Annotated in this window: 15 protein-coding genes; 6 read left to right on the forward strand and 9 right to left on the reverse strand. The window is 48.2% G+C overall.

The window, feature by feature from the left end:
- Position 1 precedes the first annotated feature (1 nt).
- The 3 genes from ABE504_RS30215 (at position 2) to ABE504_RS30225 (ending at position 3,376) form a co-directional block, all read left to right on the forward strand.
- Positions 2-1,561 (forward strand): extracellular solute-binding protein, encoded by a 1,560-nt coding sequence (locus ABE504_RS30215; RefSeq protein WP_430096167.1) that lies wholly within the window; start codon positions 2-4, stop codon positions 1,559-1,561.
- Between the two features lie 186 nt (positions 1,562-1,747).
- Entirely contained in the window at positions 1,748-3,118 is a 1,371-nt protein-coding gene (locus ABE504_RS30220; protein ID WP_430096169.1) for a hypothetical protein, read from the forward strand.
- Between the two features lie 45 nt (positions 3,119-3,163).
- Positions 3,164-3,376: a helix-turn-helix domain-containing protein gene (locus tag ABE504_RS30225; RefSeq protein ID WP_430096170.1), complete on the forward strand. Its 213-nt coding sequence runs from the start codon at positions 3,164-3,166 to the stop codon at positions 3,374-3,376.
- Positions 3,377-3,378: 2 nt separating this feature from the next.
- Here ABE504_RS30225 and ABE504_RS30230 read toward each other — a convergent pair whose 3' ends face one another.
- Positions 3,379-4,281 (reverse strand): helix-turn-helix domain-containing protein, encoded by a 903-nt coding sequence (locus ABE504_RS30230; protein WP_430096172.1) that lies wholly within the window; start codon positions 4,279-4,281, stop codon positions 3,379-3,381.
- 150 nt (positions 4,282-4,431) lie between these two features.
- Here ABE504_RS30230 and ABE504_RS30235 point away from each other — a divergent pair, with 150 nt between their 5' ends.
- A complete protein-coding gene (locus tag ABE504_RS30235) occupies positions 4,432-7,134 on the forward strand; it encodes an MGH1-like glycoside hydrolase domain-containing protein (protein WP_430096174.1) in 2,703 nt (900 codons plus the stop codon).
- 62 nt (positions 7,135-7,196) lie between these two features.
- On the opposite strand, the gene ABE504_RS30240 is transcribed toward ABE504_RS30235, so the two are convergent.
- Positions 7,197-8,117 (reverse strand): hypothetical protein, encoded by a 921-nt coding sequence (locus tag ABE504_RS30240; RefSeq protein WP_430096175.1) that lies wholly within the window; start codon positions 8,115-8,117, stop codon positions 7,197-7,199.
- Between the two features lie 29 nt (positions 8,118-8,146).
- Positions 8,147-9,364, reverse strand: a complete 1,218-nt coding sequence (gene fdhA / locus ABE504_RS30245) for a formaldehyde dehydrogenase, glutathione-independent (protein ID WP_430096177.1) — start codon at positions 9,362-9,364, stop codon at positions 8,147-8,149.
- Between the two features lie 163 nt (positions 9,365-9,527).
- Between fdhA and ABE504_RS30250 the strand changes: the two genes are divergently transcribed.
- Positions 9,528-10,349 carry an AraC family transcriptional regulator gene (locus tag ABE504_RS30250; protein WP_430096179.1) on the forward strand — a complete coding sequence of 274 codons (822 nt, stop codon included), beginning with the start codon at positions 9,528-9,530 and terminating at the stop codon, positions 10,347-10,349.
- A gap of 164 nt (positions 10,350-10,513) precedes the next feature.
- On the opposite strand, the gene ABE504_RS30255 is transcribed toward ABE504_RS30250, so the two are convergent.
- From ABE504_RS30255 to ABE504_RS30265, 3 genes are all read right to left on the reverse strand, one after another.
- A complete protein-coding gene (locus ABE504_RS30255; RefSeq protein ID WP_430096181.1) occupies positions 10,514-11,935 on the reverse strand; it encodes a sulfatase family protein in 1,422 nt (473 codons plus the stop codon).
- A 192-nt stretch (positions 11,936-12,127) separates the two neighbouring features.
- Positions 12,128-13,198: a Gfo/Idh/MocA family protein gene (locus ABE504_RS30260; RefSeq protein ID WP_430096183.1), complete on the reverse strand. Its 1,071-nt coding sequence runs from the start codon at positions 13,196-13,198 to the stop codon at positions 12,128-12,130.
- Between the two features lie 51 nt (positions 13,199-13,249).
- Positions 13,250-14,014: a sugar phosphate isomerase/epimerase family protein gene (locus ABE504_RS30265; protein WP_430096185.1), complete on the reverse strand. Its 765-nt coding sequence runs from the start codon at positions 14,012-14,014 to the stop codon at positions 13,250-13,252.
- A 149-nt stretch (positions 14,015-14,163) separates the two neighbouring features.
- On the opposite strand from ABE504_RS30265, the gene ABE504_RS30270 reads away from it, so the two are divergent.
- On the forward strand, positions 14,164-14,940 hold the full coding sequence (locus tag ABE504_RS30270) for a helix-turn-helix domain-containing protein (RefSeq protein WP_430096187.1): 777 nt from the start codon (positions 14,164-14,166) through the stop codon (positions 14,938-14,940).
- An 86-nt stretch (positions 14,941-15,026) separates the two neighbouring features.
- Here ABE504_RS30270 and ABE504_RS30275 read toward each other — a convergent pair whose 3' ends face one another.
- From ABE504_RS30275 to ABE504_RS30285, 3 genes are all read right to left on the reverse strand, one after another.
- Entirely contained in the window at positions 15,027-16,607 is a 1,581-nt protein-coding gene (locus ABE504_RS30275) for an ABC transporter substrate-binding protein (protein WP_430096189.1), read from the reverse strand.
- Between the two features lie 677 nt (positions 16,608-17,284).
- A complete protein-coding gene (locus tag ABE504_RS30280) occupies positions 17,285-18,751 on the reverse strand; it encodes an NAD-dependent malic enzyme (RefSeq protein ID WP_430096190.1) in 1,467 nt (488 codons plus the stop codon).
- Positions 18,751-19,896: a glycerate kinase gene (locus tag ABE504_RS30285; protein WP_430096192.1), complete on the reverse strand. Its 1,146-nt coding sequence runs from the start codon at positions 19,894-19,896 to the stop codon at positions 18,751-18,753. The genes ABE504_RS30280 and ABE504_RS30285 overlap by 1 nt, the downstream gene beginning before the upstream one ends.
- Positions 19,897-19,919: the final 23 nt, after the last annotated feature.

Genomic DNA, 19,919 nt, shown 5'->3' on the forward strand with positions numbered 1-19,919 from the left:
TATGCCAACAACCAATCACAACATTGCCAAGAATACAGCGTTGACGCTCGTCGCGCTGCTAAGTCTGACGACGGTGCTCACTGCCTGCGGAACGGATGCCAAAACCACTCCGGATGGAACTGCCGGCACCAGTACAACCGCCGTTTCCAAGGAACCCCTGAAGGTTTCCATTTATACTCTGCAGCAAGGTGCTCAGGCCGTCGATCCGAGCAACCCGATTTTGCAGGAAATTGAGAAAAAGACCAACACTAAGCTGGATATCATCTGGAGCCCGCTGAATTCTCTTAATGAAAAAACGAAAGTTATGCTTGCTTCCGGCGATCTTTCTGATTTGACGCTTGTGCCCAATATTTTTGACTCCCAGGTTGTGCAAATGGCTACATCCGGTGCTTTCTGGGACGTTACTCCCTACATCAAAGACTATAAAAATTTGAGTGCGCTTCCAGAGGTCGTATGGAATAATGCCAAAATTAAAGGAAAGAATTACGGCATTCCGCGGCCGCGGCCGGTCGAAGGCTCATGGGGCGTACATGTCCGAAAAGACTGGCTGGATAAGCTCGGCATGAAAGTGCCGGAGACGATGGACGAGATGTACGCTGTCTTGAAAGCATTTACCGAAAAAGATCCGGACGGCAACGGAAAAGCGGACACTATCGGACTCACCGGTCAAGTAGAAACAGACAGCATGGGCCTCTATACCTGGGTTGAAGATACCTTCAACGGCGCCTTCGGCACCTTCAAGCTGGTTGGCAATCAACTGGATTTCATAGCCTTCCAGCCTGGTGAACGTCAAGCATTGGAATGGTTGAAAAAAGCGTATGATGAAAAAGTGCTGACATCGGATTTTGCCGTCATTAAAATGACGCAAGCCCGCGAGCAGTATATGGGAGGCAAGGCCGGGGTATTGGGCTCCGCGCTGAACCCGCAATGGCTGTACACGGATGCGATGAGAAAAATTGACCCTAAAGCCGATTCCTTCCCGGTTCCTTACCTGAAGACACCGGACGGCAAGAAATTCGCCGGCCAGGATTCTGGCAACTACGGCATGTATGTTATTCCAAAAACGGTGCCGGAAGCAAAAATGAAGCAGTTGCTGGCTCTGATGGATCAAGGATACGGCGAGGAAGTCTCCAATCTCGCCCGGTACGGCCTGCCTGACAAGCACTACACGGTGAAAGACGACCTTAAAGTTGCAACTGAACAAGCCAAAACGGATAATGTCGCGGATACATCAAACAACTTGGGACAACTGTTCCAAATGTTCGATAAATACCAACGCGCCTACTACAACGGCATTCCGAAAGAGTTCTACGATCGCAGCAAAAAAATTATTGACGACCGCGCCGCCTTCAGCACGCCGGACGCTGGCAACGGCCTGATTTCGCAGACCTTCTTGACCAACGGTCCCGAATTGAAAAAGAAAATTCAGGATATGAAAGTAAAAGTCATTATGGGCAAAGAATCACTGACCGCTTGGGACGACTTTGTCGCCAAGATGAAAGCTGATCCGAACGTGCAAAAAATAGTGCAAGAAATTAACGAGGCTTACAAAAATAAATAAGCTTGTTGTCAGATTAAATTTAAAAACAACCGAGGAGATAAGCGCTTTGTTCTCGCTTAACTCCTCGGTTGTTTTGATAAAGAGCAACATAACGATATTTTAGCACAAATGAAAGAAACTTTTACTACCTCCAGAGCGATACACTAAACCTATGAACCAAACACTATCTCACTGGGGGTCCACTTTATGAATGAACATCGTGATGTTAATATCATGGATCAGGATACGGTAAAAGCGAGATTAGGCAAACCCAATCGCTACCTGCGTCCCAAAGACACGGCAGCTGCGCTCACTGCGTTGTTCTGGGAGGAATTCGAGCTATCTCGTGCCGTTTTAGGCTGGGTGCCTGCTGTCAAAGAATTTGAAACGAAGGGGCAGACCGCCCGCTTCGGCTACTTGCACAATCAGCACGCCAAGCTTCTCTATGCCCGTACAGGCGAGCTCCCTGGCCCCTCCCTTGAGAAGCAGCCCCCTCCGGCATATGTGCGCGAAGCTTTCGAGCGAAGCTCTCTTGCGCCTTCGGAGGCCGCGTTTTTTGCCGGTTATACCGTCATGCTTCGCCGGTTATACGACGGATACGAAGCGCTCCAGTATAAACTTGACCCCATTCTGGATGCGCCTACGCTGGATGTCCTGCGCATGATTGTGCTGGATCGGCAGGCGATGCTGACATGGGCCCACGACCAAATCTTCTTTGCAGGCAGCGACAACGCTGCTATCGCGGAGGAAGTTGCAGCTTGGCAGCGCTACGTAGATCAGGTGTGGCATTGTTATGATCGCCAAGCTCCCAGGGAGTCGGGTTCAACTATCCAATGGCCGATTCATCCAGAAGTCGAAGCCTTCGGCCCTGTGCCTTCCGATTCAGCCTGGAACGCTGAGCGTTTCCCCATTCATATTTTTACAGGCCAGTATAAAACGGCGTACGAAGATCCCTCCATGTCTGTCCTTCATGACAGCATCAAACAAATGCACTATATCAACGCCACGGAAATGGGAGCAGCGGAATCGTTATGCTATTTATATTATGGGGCGCAGCTCCTGCCGAAACCGTTTTATTTTGACCTGGCCCGTCACCTGTGGGATGAAGTGCGGCATTGCCAAATGGGCGTTCGGCGTCTTGAGCAAATGGGCTACACCACTTCCCAATTCAAGTACTTTAAAGGATCTCCGGGCAAAGGCCTCCAAGATCTTGCAGCCGAGTGGTTCCCGGATATGTACGCAGGGCTGACGATGGTCGCCGAACCGTGTTCCTTTATTAAAAAGCGGAAAAGCGCCGAACAGTTCTGGAACTTCGACGACGGGCTGTCTGCGATTCATTGCGAGTTTGACATGGCCGATGAACGGATGCATGTAGACTTCGGCAAAGTCTGGGGTCCGGAACTTTATAAGCAGATTAATAACATTATTACAGCTGCGGAAATGTCAGAGCGAGCCCGCATTCGCCGCATCGAAGAATTAGGTGCAGCCTCCACCGATGAAGAAGCCAGAAAGATCGCCAAGAACTTCCCGGGCTTCTGCGGGTTGTCGACGGTCGAGCTTAACTATTCGAATTATTAAATGCAAGCAGGCTGTCCCAAGGCTACATGCCTGGAACAGCCTGCGATGAAAGGAAAGACAAGCCCTTCCATAATCGGAATAATTCTTTCACATAGGCAGCCCACTTTTTTGCAAGAGGCCAAATGGCAGCTGCTTAACAGCGCCTTATCCATTGAATCTTTAGCTTCCTTATTGGGCTACCAGGATACCACACACTTTAGCCGGCAATTCAAGCGCTGGTCTGGACTGACACCAAGTGAATTTCGGCGTGGTACCTAGCTTTAATCCCTCGTCGTATGGTTGGCGTTCCGCCTTTCAACAAATTGCTTCGGTGAGCAGCCGAAGTGCCTTTTGAACAACTGATAAAACTGTGCAGGGCTTGTAAACCCTACTTTTCCGCTGATTTCCGTCACCGACCATGCCTCTGTCAGCAAGAGCTGCTCCGCTCGCTTCATTCTGCGCAGCTGTACATACGACGTAAACGTCATGCCCATTCCTTTCTTGAACAGTTTGGCAAAGTAGCTGCTATTGTAGTTCAGCTTGGCGCTAATATCCGTAATCTGGCAAGACGCCTCTAGCTGCTGCTCGATATACGTCAGCGCCGGTCGTAGTTTCTCTGCTAACTGCGGGTCCATCGGCACAATGACGCGGGCATCGTCAATTTGAATCAGCGTATACAGGAGTTTTTTCAAACTGGCATTCACGGCGAGCTCGTAGCCTCTCGGTTTGGCGGTCATGTCCACCAGCATCTGGTGCAGGAGCTCGTGAATGAGTTGTCTGCTTGACGGATATTTGCGCAGCGCATCATTCAGTTGCGTTAGATTCGCGGACCTGCCGGTAAAAGCAGCCAGATAGGGCAGCAGTGACGGATCCAGGAAAGCCGGCATATCCACATGGCAAACGATATACGTCAGATCAGCCTGTCCATATTTATGGGATCGGTGAAGCTCGTTGGAGCCTAACATCACCGCATCACCGCTTTGCAGCGGATAGCTGAGATGCGTCGTCTCCATTGTCATTGTGCCTTGCAGTACTGCGATCCACTCCACTTCCTCATGGTAGTGCCACGGTCCATATTGTTCCCAGGGTTGGCTGGGATGGTTGATCGTCCAAATTTTAATTCGAAAATTCGGATCTGCATACTCAACTTGTTCCTTATCGTAAGGGGCCAAACTTACTGGCATTTGCGTTCTCCCTTTCACCCGGGTGCTTTCCTTCCATCATAACACGAATATCCGATTTCAAGACAAATTGATCTGCTTTCAAGAGGCTTTGGGGCTTGTATTCCTTTAAAATAAAGAGAATATCCCACACTGTTGAAGGAGCGATTCTACATGTCAGACATCGACAACCTCCCCGCTGACCATGATCTTAGACTGCCTGCTTGGGGACCTTACACGAAACAATATATGGGCATTTCCCATATCAGTGATCAAGCAAGAGGCTTGCGCTTTGATCTCAGTTTAATGCCGGGATTCTACAGAAGAAAAATCGATATTCCCAGCGTTCTGTGGGAATCCGGCTATCATCCGTGGGAAGCTGCGCCGGATTTTAGCTATTTCTCTCATCGACATGAACTGGAATGGAAAGATCGGGTCTATGCCGATATTTCGTTCAGTCGAATCGACGATCAGAGCCGGCTCGTCCGCGTTGCTTTGGCTAATCAAACCGAGCAGCCGCAGAACCTCGTGCTGCACTGGATGGCTTCGCTGCAACCGCCTCGTCTTCCGGGACACGGAGACGTGCATGTGCATGCAGAAGCCAAGCTTCCCGAAGGCGCGGTGTGGGTAGATGCGCTGGACTACAGCGAATTGACGTTTGCCCATCCGCGCCCGTCGGACGGCTTGGTCTATGACGGCTTTGCGCGCGGAGAAGTGCGCGGGCAGCATTGTACGGGCGGCTCTGCCATCGGGTGCCAGTTCGGCGCGGACGACGGAGATCTGCTCCGCTATGAGGTGAGCCTCACTGCCCCTCTCAAGGACGGCGTGTTTCTATTGCGCTATCAAGCGAAGCAGCGCGGAACACTCGAGATTGAGATCGGACGTGAGAGGCATCCTCTTGTGCTGGAACCATCGAGCGCTTTCATAGTTGCTCCCTTGCACTTAGGGACGCTTCCTGCCGGAGAAGTCACCATCCGCTTGCAGGCTGCTGGCTCGGGTCCCCTGATCATTGACGGATTCACGCTTATCGAACGCAGCGTTTGCTCAGACGTCGTCTTTGTTGACCGTCATTGGCAGATCGAGCCTGAGCTGCTGGAAGGCCCTGTTCTAGACAGTCTGATTCTTCGCTACCCAGACTCCCCTTATCATTATGGACTCCTATGGACGTATCCTGATGTTGAGATTCGGCAGTACAGAAACGATGAGCTGGATCGTTATGCTCGTCATACGGTACATAATCATGTCGATGAGATTTTGCAGGGGAATGGGAAGGGGCACTTTACGAATGTGTTTATGCGCCCGATTCATCTGCTTCCCGCTTCATCGATGGTTCTTCATGGGATCGTGTGCTCGGGGACGTATGAAGACGTTCATGCCATGTTAGCGACGTTTACGCTTGACGCTGAGAAATGCGAGTCCATCTATCTCACGGAGCGCGCGAAGCTAAAGCCAGCTCCAGTCTACCCTTCCGGCGACACCTATGCTTTCAGCCAGCAGCTGATGCGCGCCACCTTGCTGACGAATACCGTTTTCCCTGTCTATACGAAGCGAAAATATATTCGCCACAGCACGCCTGGCCGCTGGTGGGATTCGCTCTATACCTGGGACTCCGGGTTTATTGGGCTGGGCTTTTCCGATCTCGACGCTCAGCGTGCGATCGATTGCTTGCAGGCGTATATGACGGAGCCGGGCGATTCCCAAGCCGCCTTTATTCACCACGGCAGCCCGGTGCCCGTGCAGCTGTACCTGTTCCAAGAGTTGTGGAACCACGGTCAATCTCTCGCCTTTGTGAACCATTTTTACCCGCGGTTGCGGCAGTATTACCTGTTCCTGGCCGGTAGAACCGGCGGTTCTACGACCAATACACTCCAGTCCGGGCTGCTCCGAACATGGGATTATTTCTATAATTCCGGAGGCTGGGACGACTATCCGCCGCAGAAATATGTACATGAACAAGCACTGGCATCGACGGTTGCTCCTGTGATCACAACGAGTCAGGCGATTCGCATCGCGAAGATTCTTCAACTGGCGGCTGGCATGTCCGAGGCTTGGCAAGCGGATATTACGGAGTACGAGGAACATATTCGGTTATGGACCGAAGCGCTGGAGCAGCATGCATGGGATGAAGAAGCCGGCTATTACGGCTATGTCATCCATCACGAGGATGGCACGCCTGCCGGTCTTCTGCGGCACGCCTCCGGCGCCAACTACAACATGGGGATGGACGGCCTTTATCCGCTGGTTGCCGGTATTTGTGACAGAGCGCGCGCAGAGCGGCTGGTTGCGGCACTGTTCGATGAGGACCGCTTCTGGACGCCGATCGGTCTTTCTACCGTAGACCAAAGCGCACCGTATTATCGAGCGGATGGCTATTGGAACGGTGCGGTTTGGATGCCGCATCAATGGTTTTTCTGGAAAACGATGCTTGATCTCGGTTACCCGGATCTGGCTTCCCGCATAGCCCATACCGCACTGGAGCTATGGAAACGTGAAACGGAAGACACCTACAATTGTTACGAGCATTTTATCGTTCAGACCGGGCGGGGTGCAGGATGGCATCAGTTCGGCGGCTTGTCGGCACCGGTGATCAACTGGTTTGCCTCTTATTATCAGTTGGGCAAAGTGACGGCCGGCTTCAATGTGTGGATGCTGCAGCAGCATTTCAACGAAGACTATACGGCGTACCGTGCAGCATTCCGCTACGTGGGGGAACGTGACCAGCCCTTCTGCATCTTGGTCAATCTGACTGAAGGGGGGCAGTTTGCAGCTGAAGGTACGGGGTGTACGGTGCAAATTGCCGCTCGCATAGGCGGCGGCGTGGAAATAATCATCACGGACTGCTTGCCGCAAGCAGAGATTCGAATTCGAGCTTGTTAAAACTGAACATAAAAAAACGAGTCAAGCAGCGGATTCGCGCTCAACTCGTTTTTTTTCTATCGCTAGATCTTGCGAAGCTTCGTTACACGACCATCGAAAATCCATTCCGACACATACACATCTCCGTGGGAATCCACACAGACACCATGCGGTGAGCTGAAACGGTTATCACGATAGTAGGTTTTCGGCAGATTCGGCCAGCCCTGCTGCTTGTAAGCCTGTTGATCCTCACCGAGATGCGCGACCAGCGTATCGTCCGCAGCATTGAATACGGTGACTCGGCTGTGCAGGTCAGGGAAGAACATATAATCACCAGCAAAATAGAAGCTGCAAGGCATGTCCATATCATTTTGAATAAACCGTTTGTGATTGCCATCCATCGTGAAGACTTGAATTCGGTAATTCCCACGATCTGCGACATACAGTTCGGGACCATTCTCCGTCAACTTCACGGAGATGCCGTGAGGGCATTTTACACGTCCGGGTTCGTTGCCTGTGCCGCCAAAAGAGCTCAGATACTCCCCGTTGGCCGCATAACGGTGAATCCAATGTTGGCCGTAGCCATCGGTTACATAAATGTCGCCATTCGGCGCAACCGCCAGATCGGTCGGCTTATATAGCTTCTCTTCCTTGTATATATCCGGCAAAACTGGTGGCTGCAGCCGCAGCACGATCTCCCCGTCAAGCGTTGTCTTAAGCACTGCTGCACTGTCCGTATCCGTCATGTACAGATATTCACCATCAGCCTCTGCATGCAGATACAATCCATGCGCGCCAGCGCCTATGCCTTCCACGGACCAGGAACGCAAAAATTCACCGGATCGATTAAACACAGCTACGTTGTCTTCACCGGTATGCAATACGTATACGTTATCCTCTCGATCGATCACAATGCCGTGCGTATAGCCAAACGAAATGCCTTCGGGCAGCTTGCCCCACCCTGCTACAACTTCCGTCATAAATTGACGATTGCCTGTTTTCATGCCAACCTCCATCATTTCCGTTACTGACTTTATTTCTTAACTAAACCGTGTGGATCAATGACGAACTTCTTGGAAGCTCCCCTGTCAAATTCCGAATAAGCAGCCGGCGCTTCATCCAGCGAAATCACGGTTGCATTTACAGCTTTAGCGATTTGAGCTTTACCGTTCAGGATCGACATCATGAGTTCCCGATGATACTGCATAACAGGCGTCTGGCCTGTCACGAACGTATGAGATTTGGCCCAGCCAAGGCCAAAGCGAATTTTTAACGTGCCGATTCGGGCATCGTTATCAACAGCTCCCGGATCTCCAGTTACATATAACCCTGGAATCCCGAGTTTTCCTCCTGCCCGAGTGACTTGCATAATGGAGTTGAGCACCGTTGCCGGAGCTTCGCCGTGCGCGTGACCGTGGCCGTGAGCCTCGAAACCGACGCAATCCACCGCACAATCGACTTCAGGAACCCCTAGAATTTGATCGATTTGCTCTCCCAGATCGGGATGTTCCCTCAAGTTAACGGTTTCGCATCCAAAGCTGCGTGCTTGTGCCAATCTCTCAGCATTCAAGTCACCTACGATAACCACTGCAGCGCCAAGCAGCTGTGCCGAGTGAGCAGCCGCTAAACCGACAGGGCCAGCTCCGGCGACGTATACCGTCGAGCCTGGCCGCACCCCCGCGCTGACAGCTCCGTGGTATCCAGTAGGAAATATATCCGAAAGCATCGTTAAGTCCTGGATTTTTTCCATCGCCTGCTCCTTGTCAGGGAATTTAAGCAGCTGGAAGTCGGCGTAAGGCACCATAACATATTCCGATTGCCCGCCAACCCAGCCTCCCATGTCGACGTAACCATAAGCAGAGCCCGGGCGGTCCGGATTCACATTCTCGCAGACATTCGTATTCCGCTCCTTGCAGCTTCGGCATCGGCCGCATGCAATGTTGAACGGAACGGAAACCAGATCTCCCTTTTTAATAAACTCCACATCACGGCCAACCTCGATGACTTCACCTGTAATTTCGTGTCCCAATACCAATCCGCTTGGAGCCGTCGTTCTGCCTCTAACCATATGCTGATCACTGCCGCAAATATTCGTGGTCACGACTTTGAGAATAACGCCATGCTCACATTTGCGCCCCACATTAAGCGGATTCACTCCCGGTCCGTCTCTTAGAATAAGATCCGGAAATTGAATATCCCGAACTTCCACCTTTCCTGGCTCAACATACACGACAGCGCGATTACCTGCCATTGCTCCTTCACACCTCTCCTAATGGATACTTGTCATGCTCAATTAGCTTGGTCACGCTTACAAACTGCCCTTCTATCGTACCTTTTCTATTTACATCAATCTTTCAATTTGTTAACCTTTTTGTAGTAAATATTAACTTCATTTTTCGAAAATAGGAGGCAATATGCATCAGAAAGCAATGATTGATTCTCTGCGCAGCCTGCTCTTTAATTTACAGGTCGATGTAATCGTCGCCAAGGTTCAGAACGTCTGTGATGACTGGAAGCCAAACAACCCCATCCATAGCTTTAATCGCATGTATTTTATTATAGAAGGCAGCGGCCCCATCGAAGTGGACGGAACTGCTTACCAGGCAAAGCCCGGTCAACTCATTCTGCTGCCTTGCCACACCGTGCAGTCGTTTCCAGAGGATAGCGATGCCTCGTTTCATAAATATTGGTGCCACTTCACCGCCCGCGTCGGAAGCCGGGATCTCTTCGAATTGTATCGGTTCCCCGTATGCCTCGAAGCCCCCGACCCGTCAGAGGTCAAACGGTGGTTCCAGCAAATCGTAGACTGCAACGCAGATCTGTCGCCAGCCGCCATTCTTCATTCACGGTCCGCTCTGCTCAGCTTGTTAGGACTCTACTTGCAGCAGCCCTGCGAGATGATTGCGAATCCGGCTGCTGCTGCCCAAAAAATGAACTGTGTTCTTCAATATATTGAACAACATCTGGATCAAAAAATTACAATCGAACAGCTGGCTGGACTGGCACACTACCATCCGAATTACTTCATCCGCGCGTTCCACACTTTGCTTGGCTGCTCTCCCATGCAGTATATGAACCGTCTGCGGGTGGAGAAGGCTCGCCAACTGCTGGCATCGGATCAGTCCATCGGCAGCATTGCCCAAGCCGTAGGCATGGAACAGCATAACTTTTCAACGATGTTCAAGAACCACACCGGGTTCGCGCCACGGGATTTCAGACGGATGCTTAAGCTTTGACCACATCTGAAAATACTTAACCGTGTGCACCTCCCCTTTCAACATCGACATAAAAAATTAAAAGCCTGTGAAATCTTAATTTCACAGGCTTCATGCAAGCTGTTTACTAGGTCAATCTGTCAAAGTTGGGCGTCAGCTCCAACGGGTTGCTGTGTACACCTATACTATCCACTATGTCGACGATGTAGTCCTTCGTCTTTATATTGCGCCTGCAACTGTTCAAGCTCTGCAATCAGCTCGTTCTGGATTTGAGCATACTGCGGCGAGTCGTACACATTGTTCATTTCGTATGGGTCAGCCTTCAGATCAAACATTTCCCATTCAGGCGTTATCTGGTGTTCAAAGGAGCCACGGTATCCAAAAGTTTCACCGTAATAGTAAATCAGCTTATACTGCTGTGTCCGTATACCATAATGTGAATATACCTTGTGGAACTGATCATAGTGCATCCAGTAACGGTAGTACATGGAAGTTCGCCACTCTTTTGGTGTTTCACCATTGAACAACGGCCGTAGGCTTCGTCCTTGCATGTCGTTCGGAACCGGCAGTTCAGCGTAATCAAGGAATGTCTCAGCAAAATCAAGATTTAAAATCATATCATTATTGATACTGCTTGGACGGATGCCCCGCGGGTAACGAACAAGGAAAGGCATACGAAGTGACTCCTCGTACATAAACCGCTTATCGTACCAGCCGTGATCACCTAGGAAGAAGCCCTGGTCCGAGGTATAAATAACGATCGTATCCTCCGCAATGCCTTCTTCATCCAAGTAATCTAGAATCCTTCCAACATTATCGTCCACAGAAGCGATGCATCGCAAATAATCTTTTATATATCGCTGGTACTTCCATTGCTTCACTTCCTGCGGAGCCAGCCCCTCCGGCGGTTTGCCTTTCGTATCTCTCTCTTTTAAGTCGTCGATTCGCATGGTTGCTACACTGGCCGCCTCGGAACGGTTTTCGTAATCATCGTAAAAGGTTTCCGGTTCCGGAATTTCCTCGTTTTCGTACATGTGCTTATGTTTTTCGTCCGGCTCCCAAGGCCGATGCGGTGCTTTATGATGACACATCAGGAAGAACGGCTGTTCTTTATTGCGCTTATTCATCCAATCAATTGAGAAGTCGGCCACGAGATCCGTCGCATAACCCGTAAAGGTCTTCTTCTCCCCCATTTCAATCATGTCTGGATTATGATATTCACCTTGTTCAATGAATACGTTCCAGTAGTCGAATCCAGTAGGATCACTGATTCCACCGTGTCCGAGATGCCATTTTCCGATGAGCGCAGTCTGATATCCGCCTTCTTGAAGCATCTTGGGTACGGTGGGTTGTCGCGAATCAAAGTTTTCCTTCAGCGTTTGAACTCCACATAGATGATTATACTTGCCTGTCAAAATCACCGCCCTACTAGGGGCACAAATGGAGTTCGTGCAAAAGCAATTATCAAAGCGCATACCTTCCTCAGCTATTCGGTCGATATTCGGGGTCTTGTTAATCCGGCTACCATAGGCACTTATGGCATGCGCAGCATGATCGTCACTCATGATATAAATGATATTGGGCCGTTTTGCAGCGTTTACATTCATCTTCATTTCTCCTCAAAATTGTAGAGTGATATTTTCACTATTATCTTAATTATACCAATTTGCCCAATTCTTGCATCAGAGGAGTAAATGTGTGATCAGACTCATTTTCAAATGGTCTTTAAAAGTCTACGTTAAGAGTCATTCTCTTAAGGTACATATCAGAAGGGGATCGTTCAGAACACCAGTTTGAAATTACAAGCGTACTTCTTTACCGGTTTCCGCAGATTCATAGAGAGCAGACAAAATTTTAATCATATCGACTCCTTGTTCTGGCGTGTTGATCGGCTCCGCTCGTTCCTGTAGACAATCAATGAAGTGATACAAGTGCTTTCCGTGATTCCCCAGCTTGCTTGTACCTTTAAACACAGGTGTAAGATTGGTTAACTGTCCTGCAGTCTCAGTATAAATTTGTAATTCACCTTTTATAATGCTGGCCCCGGATTGAGTGCCTCGTAATTCCACAAAGTTCATCTCCTCCCCAAGGTTGGACGCCCAACTGAATTCCAATTGGAGAGTAGCCCCGTTATTGAAGCGGATATATCCATTTGCCAAATCTTCAACGTCAAACGTGCCATTTTCCTGCCGCTCTCCGAATTTCGAATGGATAGAGTCCGATAACTCATTGTTAGCAAATTTCGTATAAGTTGCGCCACTCACTGCCACAGGACGAGGGTTACCCATTAGCCAGACGGCCAAATCTATAAAATGAACACCAAGATCGATAAGAGGCCCACCACCTGACAATTCCTTGGTAGTAAACCAGCCACCTTTGCCAGGAATACCCCTACGGCGCAACCATCCGCAACGACCGGTGTATATTTCTCCAGCTAGGCCCTCCTCAATATAACTCTTCAAATATTGAGCTTGCGGTGAGAAGCGATTATTGCGCATGACCATTAATAGCTTATTGGAACCTTTCGCTGCGTCCGCCATTTTCTGCGCTTCCACTGGATTTACCGCATCTGGTTTCTCGCAAAACACATGGCAACCCGCTTCCAGAGCTGCTATAGCCGCCTTGGAATGAAAGAGGTTCGGCGTGCATATATCGACCACCTCTAGTTCAGGTAATTCCTTCAGCATCTGATCATAGTCACTGTAAACATAAGGAATCTTGTACTCAGCAGCTAGTTTCTCTGCTCTGAGTTTATTGATATCGCATAAAGCGACAATCTCTACCTCTTCATGCTCCAATAAAGGCTGCAAGTGTGACGCTGTGAATATATTCCCTGTTCCGATAATTCCAAATTTCAGCTTTTTCCCCATAATAGTTACCTCCAACTTATGATTAACGTTCGGATTTCCTCAGTTGCCTTATTATTTAAGCTCTGTAACGATGCGAGACAAGTTGGTGAAGCTTGTCTGTACACAATCCATTGGGGCCCTAAAGCATTTGTCCTGCTCTACTACATACCACTCTATACCGTTTTGCTCTCCCCATTTCAAAATCGGACTAAAGTCGATACATCCTTCGCCAATTTCCGCAAACGTTTGTTCATTATTTAGGGCCATATCCTTCAAGTGAATGATTGGCATTCTTCCGGAATAACGAGAGATAATTGATAAAGGGTCATAGCCACCCTTCTTCACCCAATATACGTCAATTTCGGCAAGGATCAGATTGTCCATTGTTGGCTCCAGCAAAAATTCAAAAGCTGAGAGTCCATTAATCGCGGTATCAAACTCATAGGCGTGGTTATGGTAGCTGATTCGCATATCTTCAAGCCGTAATTGTTCAGCAGCTGCATTTAATCGCTTCTTTATTTCAGTGTATCCTTCTAAATCTCTCAGGTTCATAGGAGTGGAGGACATGATCAAATCACGAGTTTTGAACATCCGTGCTTCAGCAATGAGTTCGTCTAACTCTTCTGTAACCCGTTGGTAGCTAACATGCAATCCCGCGGTCTGCAGACCCGTTTTCTCCGCCGTTTCAGCCAGTACCTCCGGATCATACCCATGGTATCCAGCAAATTGCACGCCAGCCCACCCCATGCTTTTTATTTCCCGCAGAACCTTTGGAAAATCCACTTTGCACTCTTCTCTCAAAGTATACAGCTGCAGAGCACATTTTTGCTGAATCATTTAAAAGACCTCCATATAAATTGATTGGTAGCAGTCACGCAACCTCTCTTTACATTATAGGTAAGCAGCGCTTATGATGAACAGAGACGATCTTCCGTTTACTCAGCGGATCTTCCGATTAATTTCAGGGAGGGGGCTTTAAGACAGAAATGGAATCATGCTCTTTGTTAAGTTGTGGTTACAAGATCCATACCAAACCGCTATATTCCGAGCGGGTGCTTCAATTTTTTCTGATTCGTTTTCAAGCCGAAGGGAGTAGTCAGATATCCATTAACGGGCAAGCTCAAGAGTATCACCCTGGTGATCTATTAGTCGCCTCTCCTGGAGATCATTACGCCCTAAAAACGGGTCTTTCGGAGCACGGGGAAAGCGTGCGCTGTGTCGACTACTTTTTTTACTGCCAAACGAAAGAAGTGGAACCATTTGGCGATCACCCTCGCAAGCTGCACATTGGAATGGATGATCCTTTCCTCAACATATTAAAAAATTTAGTCTATGAACGTCGTAAATTGAAGGATCAGGATTTAGATATTCAAGACTATTCGGTTCGTCTTGCGTTTCTGTATATCCGCCGATTTCTAAGCCGCAACTCAGTCGCTTCCAACAGGCATTATTTGTCTAGCCAGATGAGAAATTACATTGAGCAGCATGCCACAGAATCACTCACCCTGAAACAAGTTGCTTCTCATGCAGGGTTAGGAATATCTCGCGCATCGGAGTTGTTTAAAGCAACATTTGGCAACTCTATAATGGATTATGCTAATGAGGTTAAGTTGAACATTGCGAGGAACTATATTCTATTTGAAACGAGCACGTTAGAGGAAATTGCCTACTCCAGTGGATTCGGCAGCTATACTCACTTCAGCCGCATGTTTAGAAAACGTTTCGGCGTATCTCCTAGTAAATACAGAGAAACAAATCGTTAGCTGAATAAAAAGAGCAAGTGTTGGTGAATTATTACCAACACTCGCTCTTTTCATTGTTCATTCATTTATGTTAATCCTTATAAAAACTATTTCTTTACCTTTGCATACCATTCTCTCGCACGCTTCGTAACTTCTTCACCGCCTGATTTGTTCCATTTCTCAACAAATTCATCAAATTTGCTGATTGGGAATTGTCCAGTAATAATCTTACTAGCATATTCGATATACAGGGTACGATTATTAATATCAGGAAAATTTTCATATACACTTGGAGGCATTCCGTCGCCGGCAATTGTCTTGATATATTTCTGGGTTTCTTGGATGTTTCGAATATTTTGGTCAGTTGTCCATTTTCTATCCTCCGACGAAGTACTCTCAATTAATTCAGAAGTAAAATCAGCCGTCGCTAAATTTTGATACGGTTGAATAAATAGATTTTCTTGTGTACTCTTGTCTAGAGGCAATTTAACCGGCTTGCCATCTGTAATTGTATAATGCATGCCCTCCACGCCAAGATACAGGTCTTTCCAATTTTTTTTGTCATACATGTTGTTCAACAATTTCATTGTAGCCATCAACTTATTTTGATCCTTGTTATTTTTGACGACATATGCTGGTTTCTGCATCTTCTTCGCTGTATAAAATCCCTTGTATCCTGGGACCTCCGGTATTGGGAGCACTGAAAAATCACCCTTGACACCGAGATTTTTAACTATGTTATCCAAATGTTGACTCACGTTCTGTCCCCAGTGAAAATAGTTACCGACTCTATTGGCGTCAATCTTACCGTCCCATTGAGCATTACTGTTCAGAAACGTCTCTTTGTCCAATAATCCTTCCTTATATAGTTTCGCAATGAATTCTAAAGCTGCTTTCATATTTGGAGAAACGGCTGAATACGTCAGCTTGCCGTCATACAAATCCCAATCCGGGTTCCCTTCAAACATTGCAACTCCGTACATCGCAAACAAGTGATCCATCCAACGCCCTTCCTGCCTGCCTCCGGTTGGAATCTCATCCTTCTGACCATTGCCGTTCGGATCCTTGTCCCGGAACGCTTCCAGTACCTTCACGTAATCGTCTTGAGTTTTCGGCATGGAAAGAGAAAGTTTGTCCATCCAATCTTTGCGAATCAAGCCAGCCACTCTTCCATAATCCAAAACGGTGGGAATATAATAAATTTTGCCTTGCCCCGTCGGATCATTTGCCTTCACTATATCCCATACATCCTTGGGGATTTGATTCCATACGTTTGGTGCATATTTGGGCAAAAGATCAGTTAAATCGGCAATGCCGCCACTTTTAGCCAAGGTATCTTCATTACCTTGCCATGGCAGGAATAAGTCTGGCATTTCACCAGCGGCAATCTTAAGGTTCAGCTGGTTCAAATAGTTTGTGCCGCCGTTCCAATCTACGTACGGTTGAAGGACGCCTACCCCCAGCTTTTCCTTGTAAAATTCATAAAGTTTGCTCCCCTTAGTTATCGGTTTAAAACCTCCGTTTACATCCCATACTTCAAGATCAACGACCTCTCCTTCACTACTACCAATATTCTTACTCGGATCAGGAGTTGCCGATTGAGATTCCGTTTTCCCATTGCACCCGGTGATGGTAGTAACAGCAATCACGCCTATAGCTGCTAATAAGCCCAGCTTCTTGATACTCATCTTATTTCCCCCTTGTAATAATTTGAATATATTGAAGGCCCTCAGTCCTTTACAACCGGAACGGATAAAATCTTGTAATCGCTTACCATTAAACTTTGTATGTAACTTATGTATCTTATTATAAGGAGATGCATTGCTTCACGAACAGAGACGATCTTCCGCTGACTTAGCGGATCTTCCGATTATTTAATCTCCCCAAATATAAAACATGTGAGTAAGTGAAAGAACAATTCCTTGGAAAGGATCATTTCCTTCTCTTAACTTCTTAGAAAGATAACTTCGATTGACTTTGATGTGATAACATGAAAAGATTTTTCCCTGTCATAACAGAATCAGATAAAGATCTTCCATTTTACCTTATAGATGCGGCATGTGCTTGGGATCAGGAACATATCGTACAACCTAACGGGTACTTCTACCAGTGGATTCAATGCGTTGAAGGCATTTCAAAATATTGTCCTTGAGTTCCGATAATTAGCCACCATAATCTGCTCAAAAAGCAGATGTGGATGAAAAAAACCGAGGAGCTAAGCAAAACAAACCGCTTAGCTCTTCGGTTTTCTAAAATTAATCTTAAACGGTTACTCGAGGTCGTTTCAAAAGTCACTTTGGAAAAGACCCTATTTAATAATAGACGATTCTACCAATTAGCTTTACTTACTAACGACCATCCTGTGTCAGACTAGTATGTCGGTTTGTTCTCCCTGTAAAAGTTGGAAATTTCGCATGTTCTCACCAGACTGGTATTCCGGGGGAATCCGCCTTGCCACCCCAGTACGTATAGCTGCCTCTATCACAGCATCACGAACTCTTGGAACGACCTTGTCGTTGAAAATACTGGGAATGATGTATTGTTCATTCAGTTCTTCATCTGTCACGATAGAAGCAATGGCTCTGGCTGCTGCCAGCTTCATCTCTTCATTAATGCATGAAGCCCGGCAATCAAGCGCTCCCCGGAACATCCCCGGAAAACAAAGCACATTATTGATCTGATTCGGGTAATCGCTCCGCCCTGTAGCTATAACTCTAACGAAAGGCTCGGCAAGCTCCGGATCAATCTCAGGCTCCGGATTCGCCATGGCAAACACGATCGGATCCCTTGCCATCAAGCGTAGATCCGCAACTTCGAGCACGCCGGGACCTGATACACCGATGAATACATCCGCACCTCCGATCACCTCCGATACCCCTCCCTGTTTACGCTCCGGATTGGTAATAGCTGCGATTCGATCCAACGTCGGATTTCCATATAAGCTTCCCGGCACTAATGCCCCGCACCGGTCTACGGCTACTATACTCTTCACCCCCGCTGCCTGCAGCATTTCAATGCAAGCTGCTCCTGCGGCTCCAATACCGCAAATGACTACCCTAATTTGTTCGATAGACTTGCCGACCAAACGAAGCGCGTTCAACAGACCCGCCAATATAACGACCGCGGTTCCATGCTGATCATCATGAAAGACTGGAATATCCAGTTCTTCCTGAAGCCTTTTCTCAATCTCAAAACAGCGCGGGGAGCTGATGTCTTCTAAATTGATCCCTCCGAAAGTAGGCGATATCGCCTTGATAATGCGCAAAATTTCTTCGGTATCCTTGGTTTGCAGACAGATGGGGAATGCATCCACATCAGCAAATTGTTTAAACAACATAGCCTTCCCTTCCATTACAGGCATCGAAGCCTCAGGACCGATGTCACCAAGTCCCAGAACCGCAGTACCATCCGTAATGACGGCAACCGTGTTTCGTTTTGCCGTTAAGGTATATACTTTTTGCGGGTCGTCTTTGATCGCCATACAGACTCGAGCGACGCCAGGCGTGTACACCCGTGATAAATCTTCTCTATTTTTAATCGGCGTTTTCGGCGTTATTTGAATCTTACCTCCAAGGTGTGCAAGAAAGGTACTGTCTGAAACATGCACAACCCGAGCTCCTTCTAAAGCATTGATCGCATGAATGAGCTGCTTGTCGCCCTCAGCATTTAGCTGGATGGTAAGATCTTGAACAATAACGGATTTGCCTGCCCGGATCATATCCATGGCGACCAAATCTCCTCCTGCATGATGAATTACTGTTGCCACTTCTCCAAAAGTGATGAGCGATTTATCAATCTCGACCCGTAGGATCATGTTCGTGGTTATTGACATTATGATTCCCTCCTGTTGACGCTGGAAGCTTGTATGAGACGAGCGACGTTTTCCGACGTGCGCATGAGAAGTGTTTCAGCATGCTCCATGGCAGACTCCAATGTCATTGGTCCCGGCACTATAGAGTGACAGCTCACAAAGTAAGCATACAAATCCTCATACCCCTGTCCAAGACCGCCGGATATCAAAATTGCCTTCGCTCCCAGCTCCTCCGCTTGTTGTGCGACATAGACCGGCAATTTGCCGTAGACCGTCTGGGAGTCGCTCCGGCCTTCTCCTGTAATGACCCAATCAGCAAGACGCATTTTATGCTTCAAGCCGGATGCTTCCGCCATGATCTTGGCACCAGGCACGAGCTTAGCTCCAAGCGTAAGGAAAGCAAACCCAAGACCGCCTGCTGCGCCTGCTCCAGGGATACTTTGAGCCTTGCACCCGGTATGTTGTTCGATCAGCGAGGCATAGGCGTGCAAGGAACCGTCCAACGCCTTCACTTGTTCCGACGAGGCACCTTTCTGAGGACCGAATACCGCAGATGCCCCCGTTGGCCCGCATAACGGATTCTCTACATCACAAGCTACTGTAATTTGGCTTTCTTTGATTCTGGGGTCAATCCCTGTTAAATCTACGGAGTGGATACTTGCTAAAGACAAGGCTATGGGGAGCACCTCCTGGCCATTCACATTCGTAAATACGCCCCCCAACGCTTGAAGCATACCCAACCCGCCATCATTTGTCGCGCTTCCACCCAGTCCAATGATGAATTCTCTGTATCCTTCATCTAGAGCGGCAATCAACAGCTCACCGACGCCCCTAGTTGTTGCTTGCATCGGGTTCCTTTCCGATTGTTCCACCAACGTCAAACCTGCTGCCTGCGCAACTTCAATAACGGCTGTCCGTCGGTCGCCTAAGACGCCATATTGAGAAGTAATTCTCGCCATGTTGGGTCCGCTTACTTCGAGCTCCATAACTTTGCCTCCGGTTGCATCCACCAACGTACTGAGAGTCCCTTCCCCTCCATCCGCTAAAGGGACGGTTTCCACAATGGCTTCCGGAAATCCCGCTTCAATGCCCTTCTTTATGATCGCTGCAACCTGTGAAGCTGTCATACACCCTTTATACGAATCGGGTGCAACCAGAATACGCATGCATTTAACGCTCCTTTCTACAT

The sequence above is a fragment of the Paenibacillus oryzisoli genome, from assembly GCF_050467285.1.
In the GTDB taxonomy this organism is placed as follows: Bacteria; Bacillota; Bacilli; order Paenibacillales; family NBRC-103111; genus Paenibacillus_E; species Paenibacillus_E oryzisoli_A.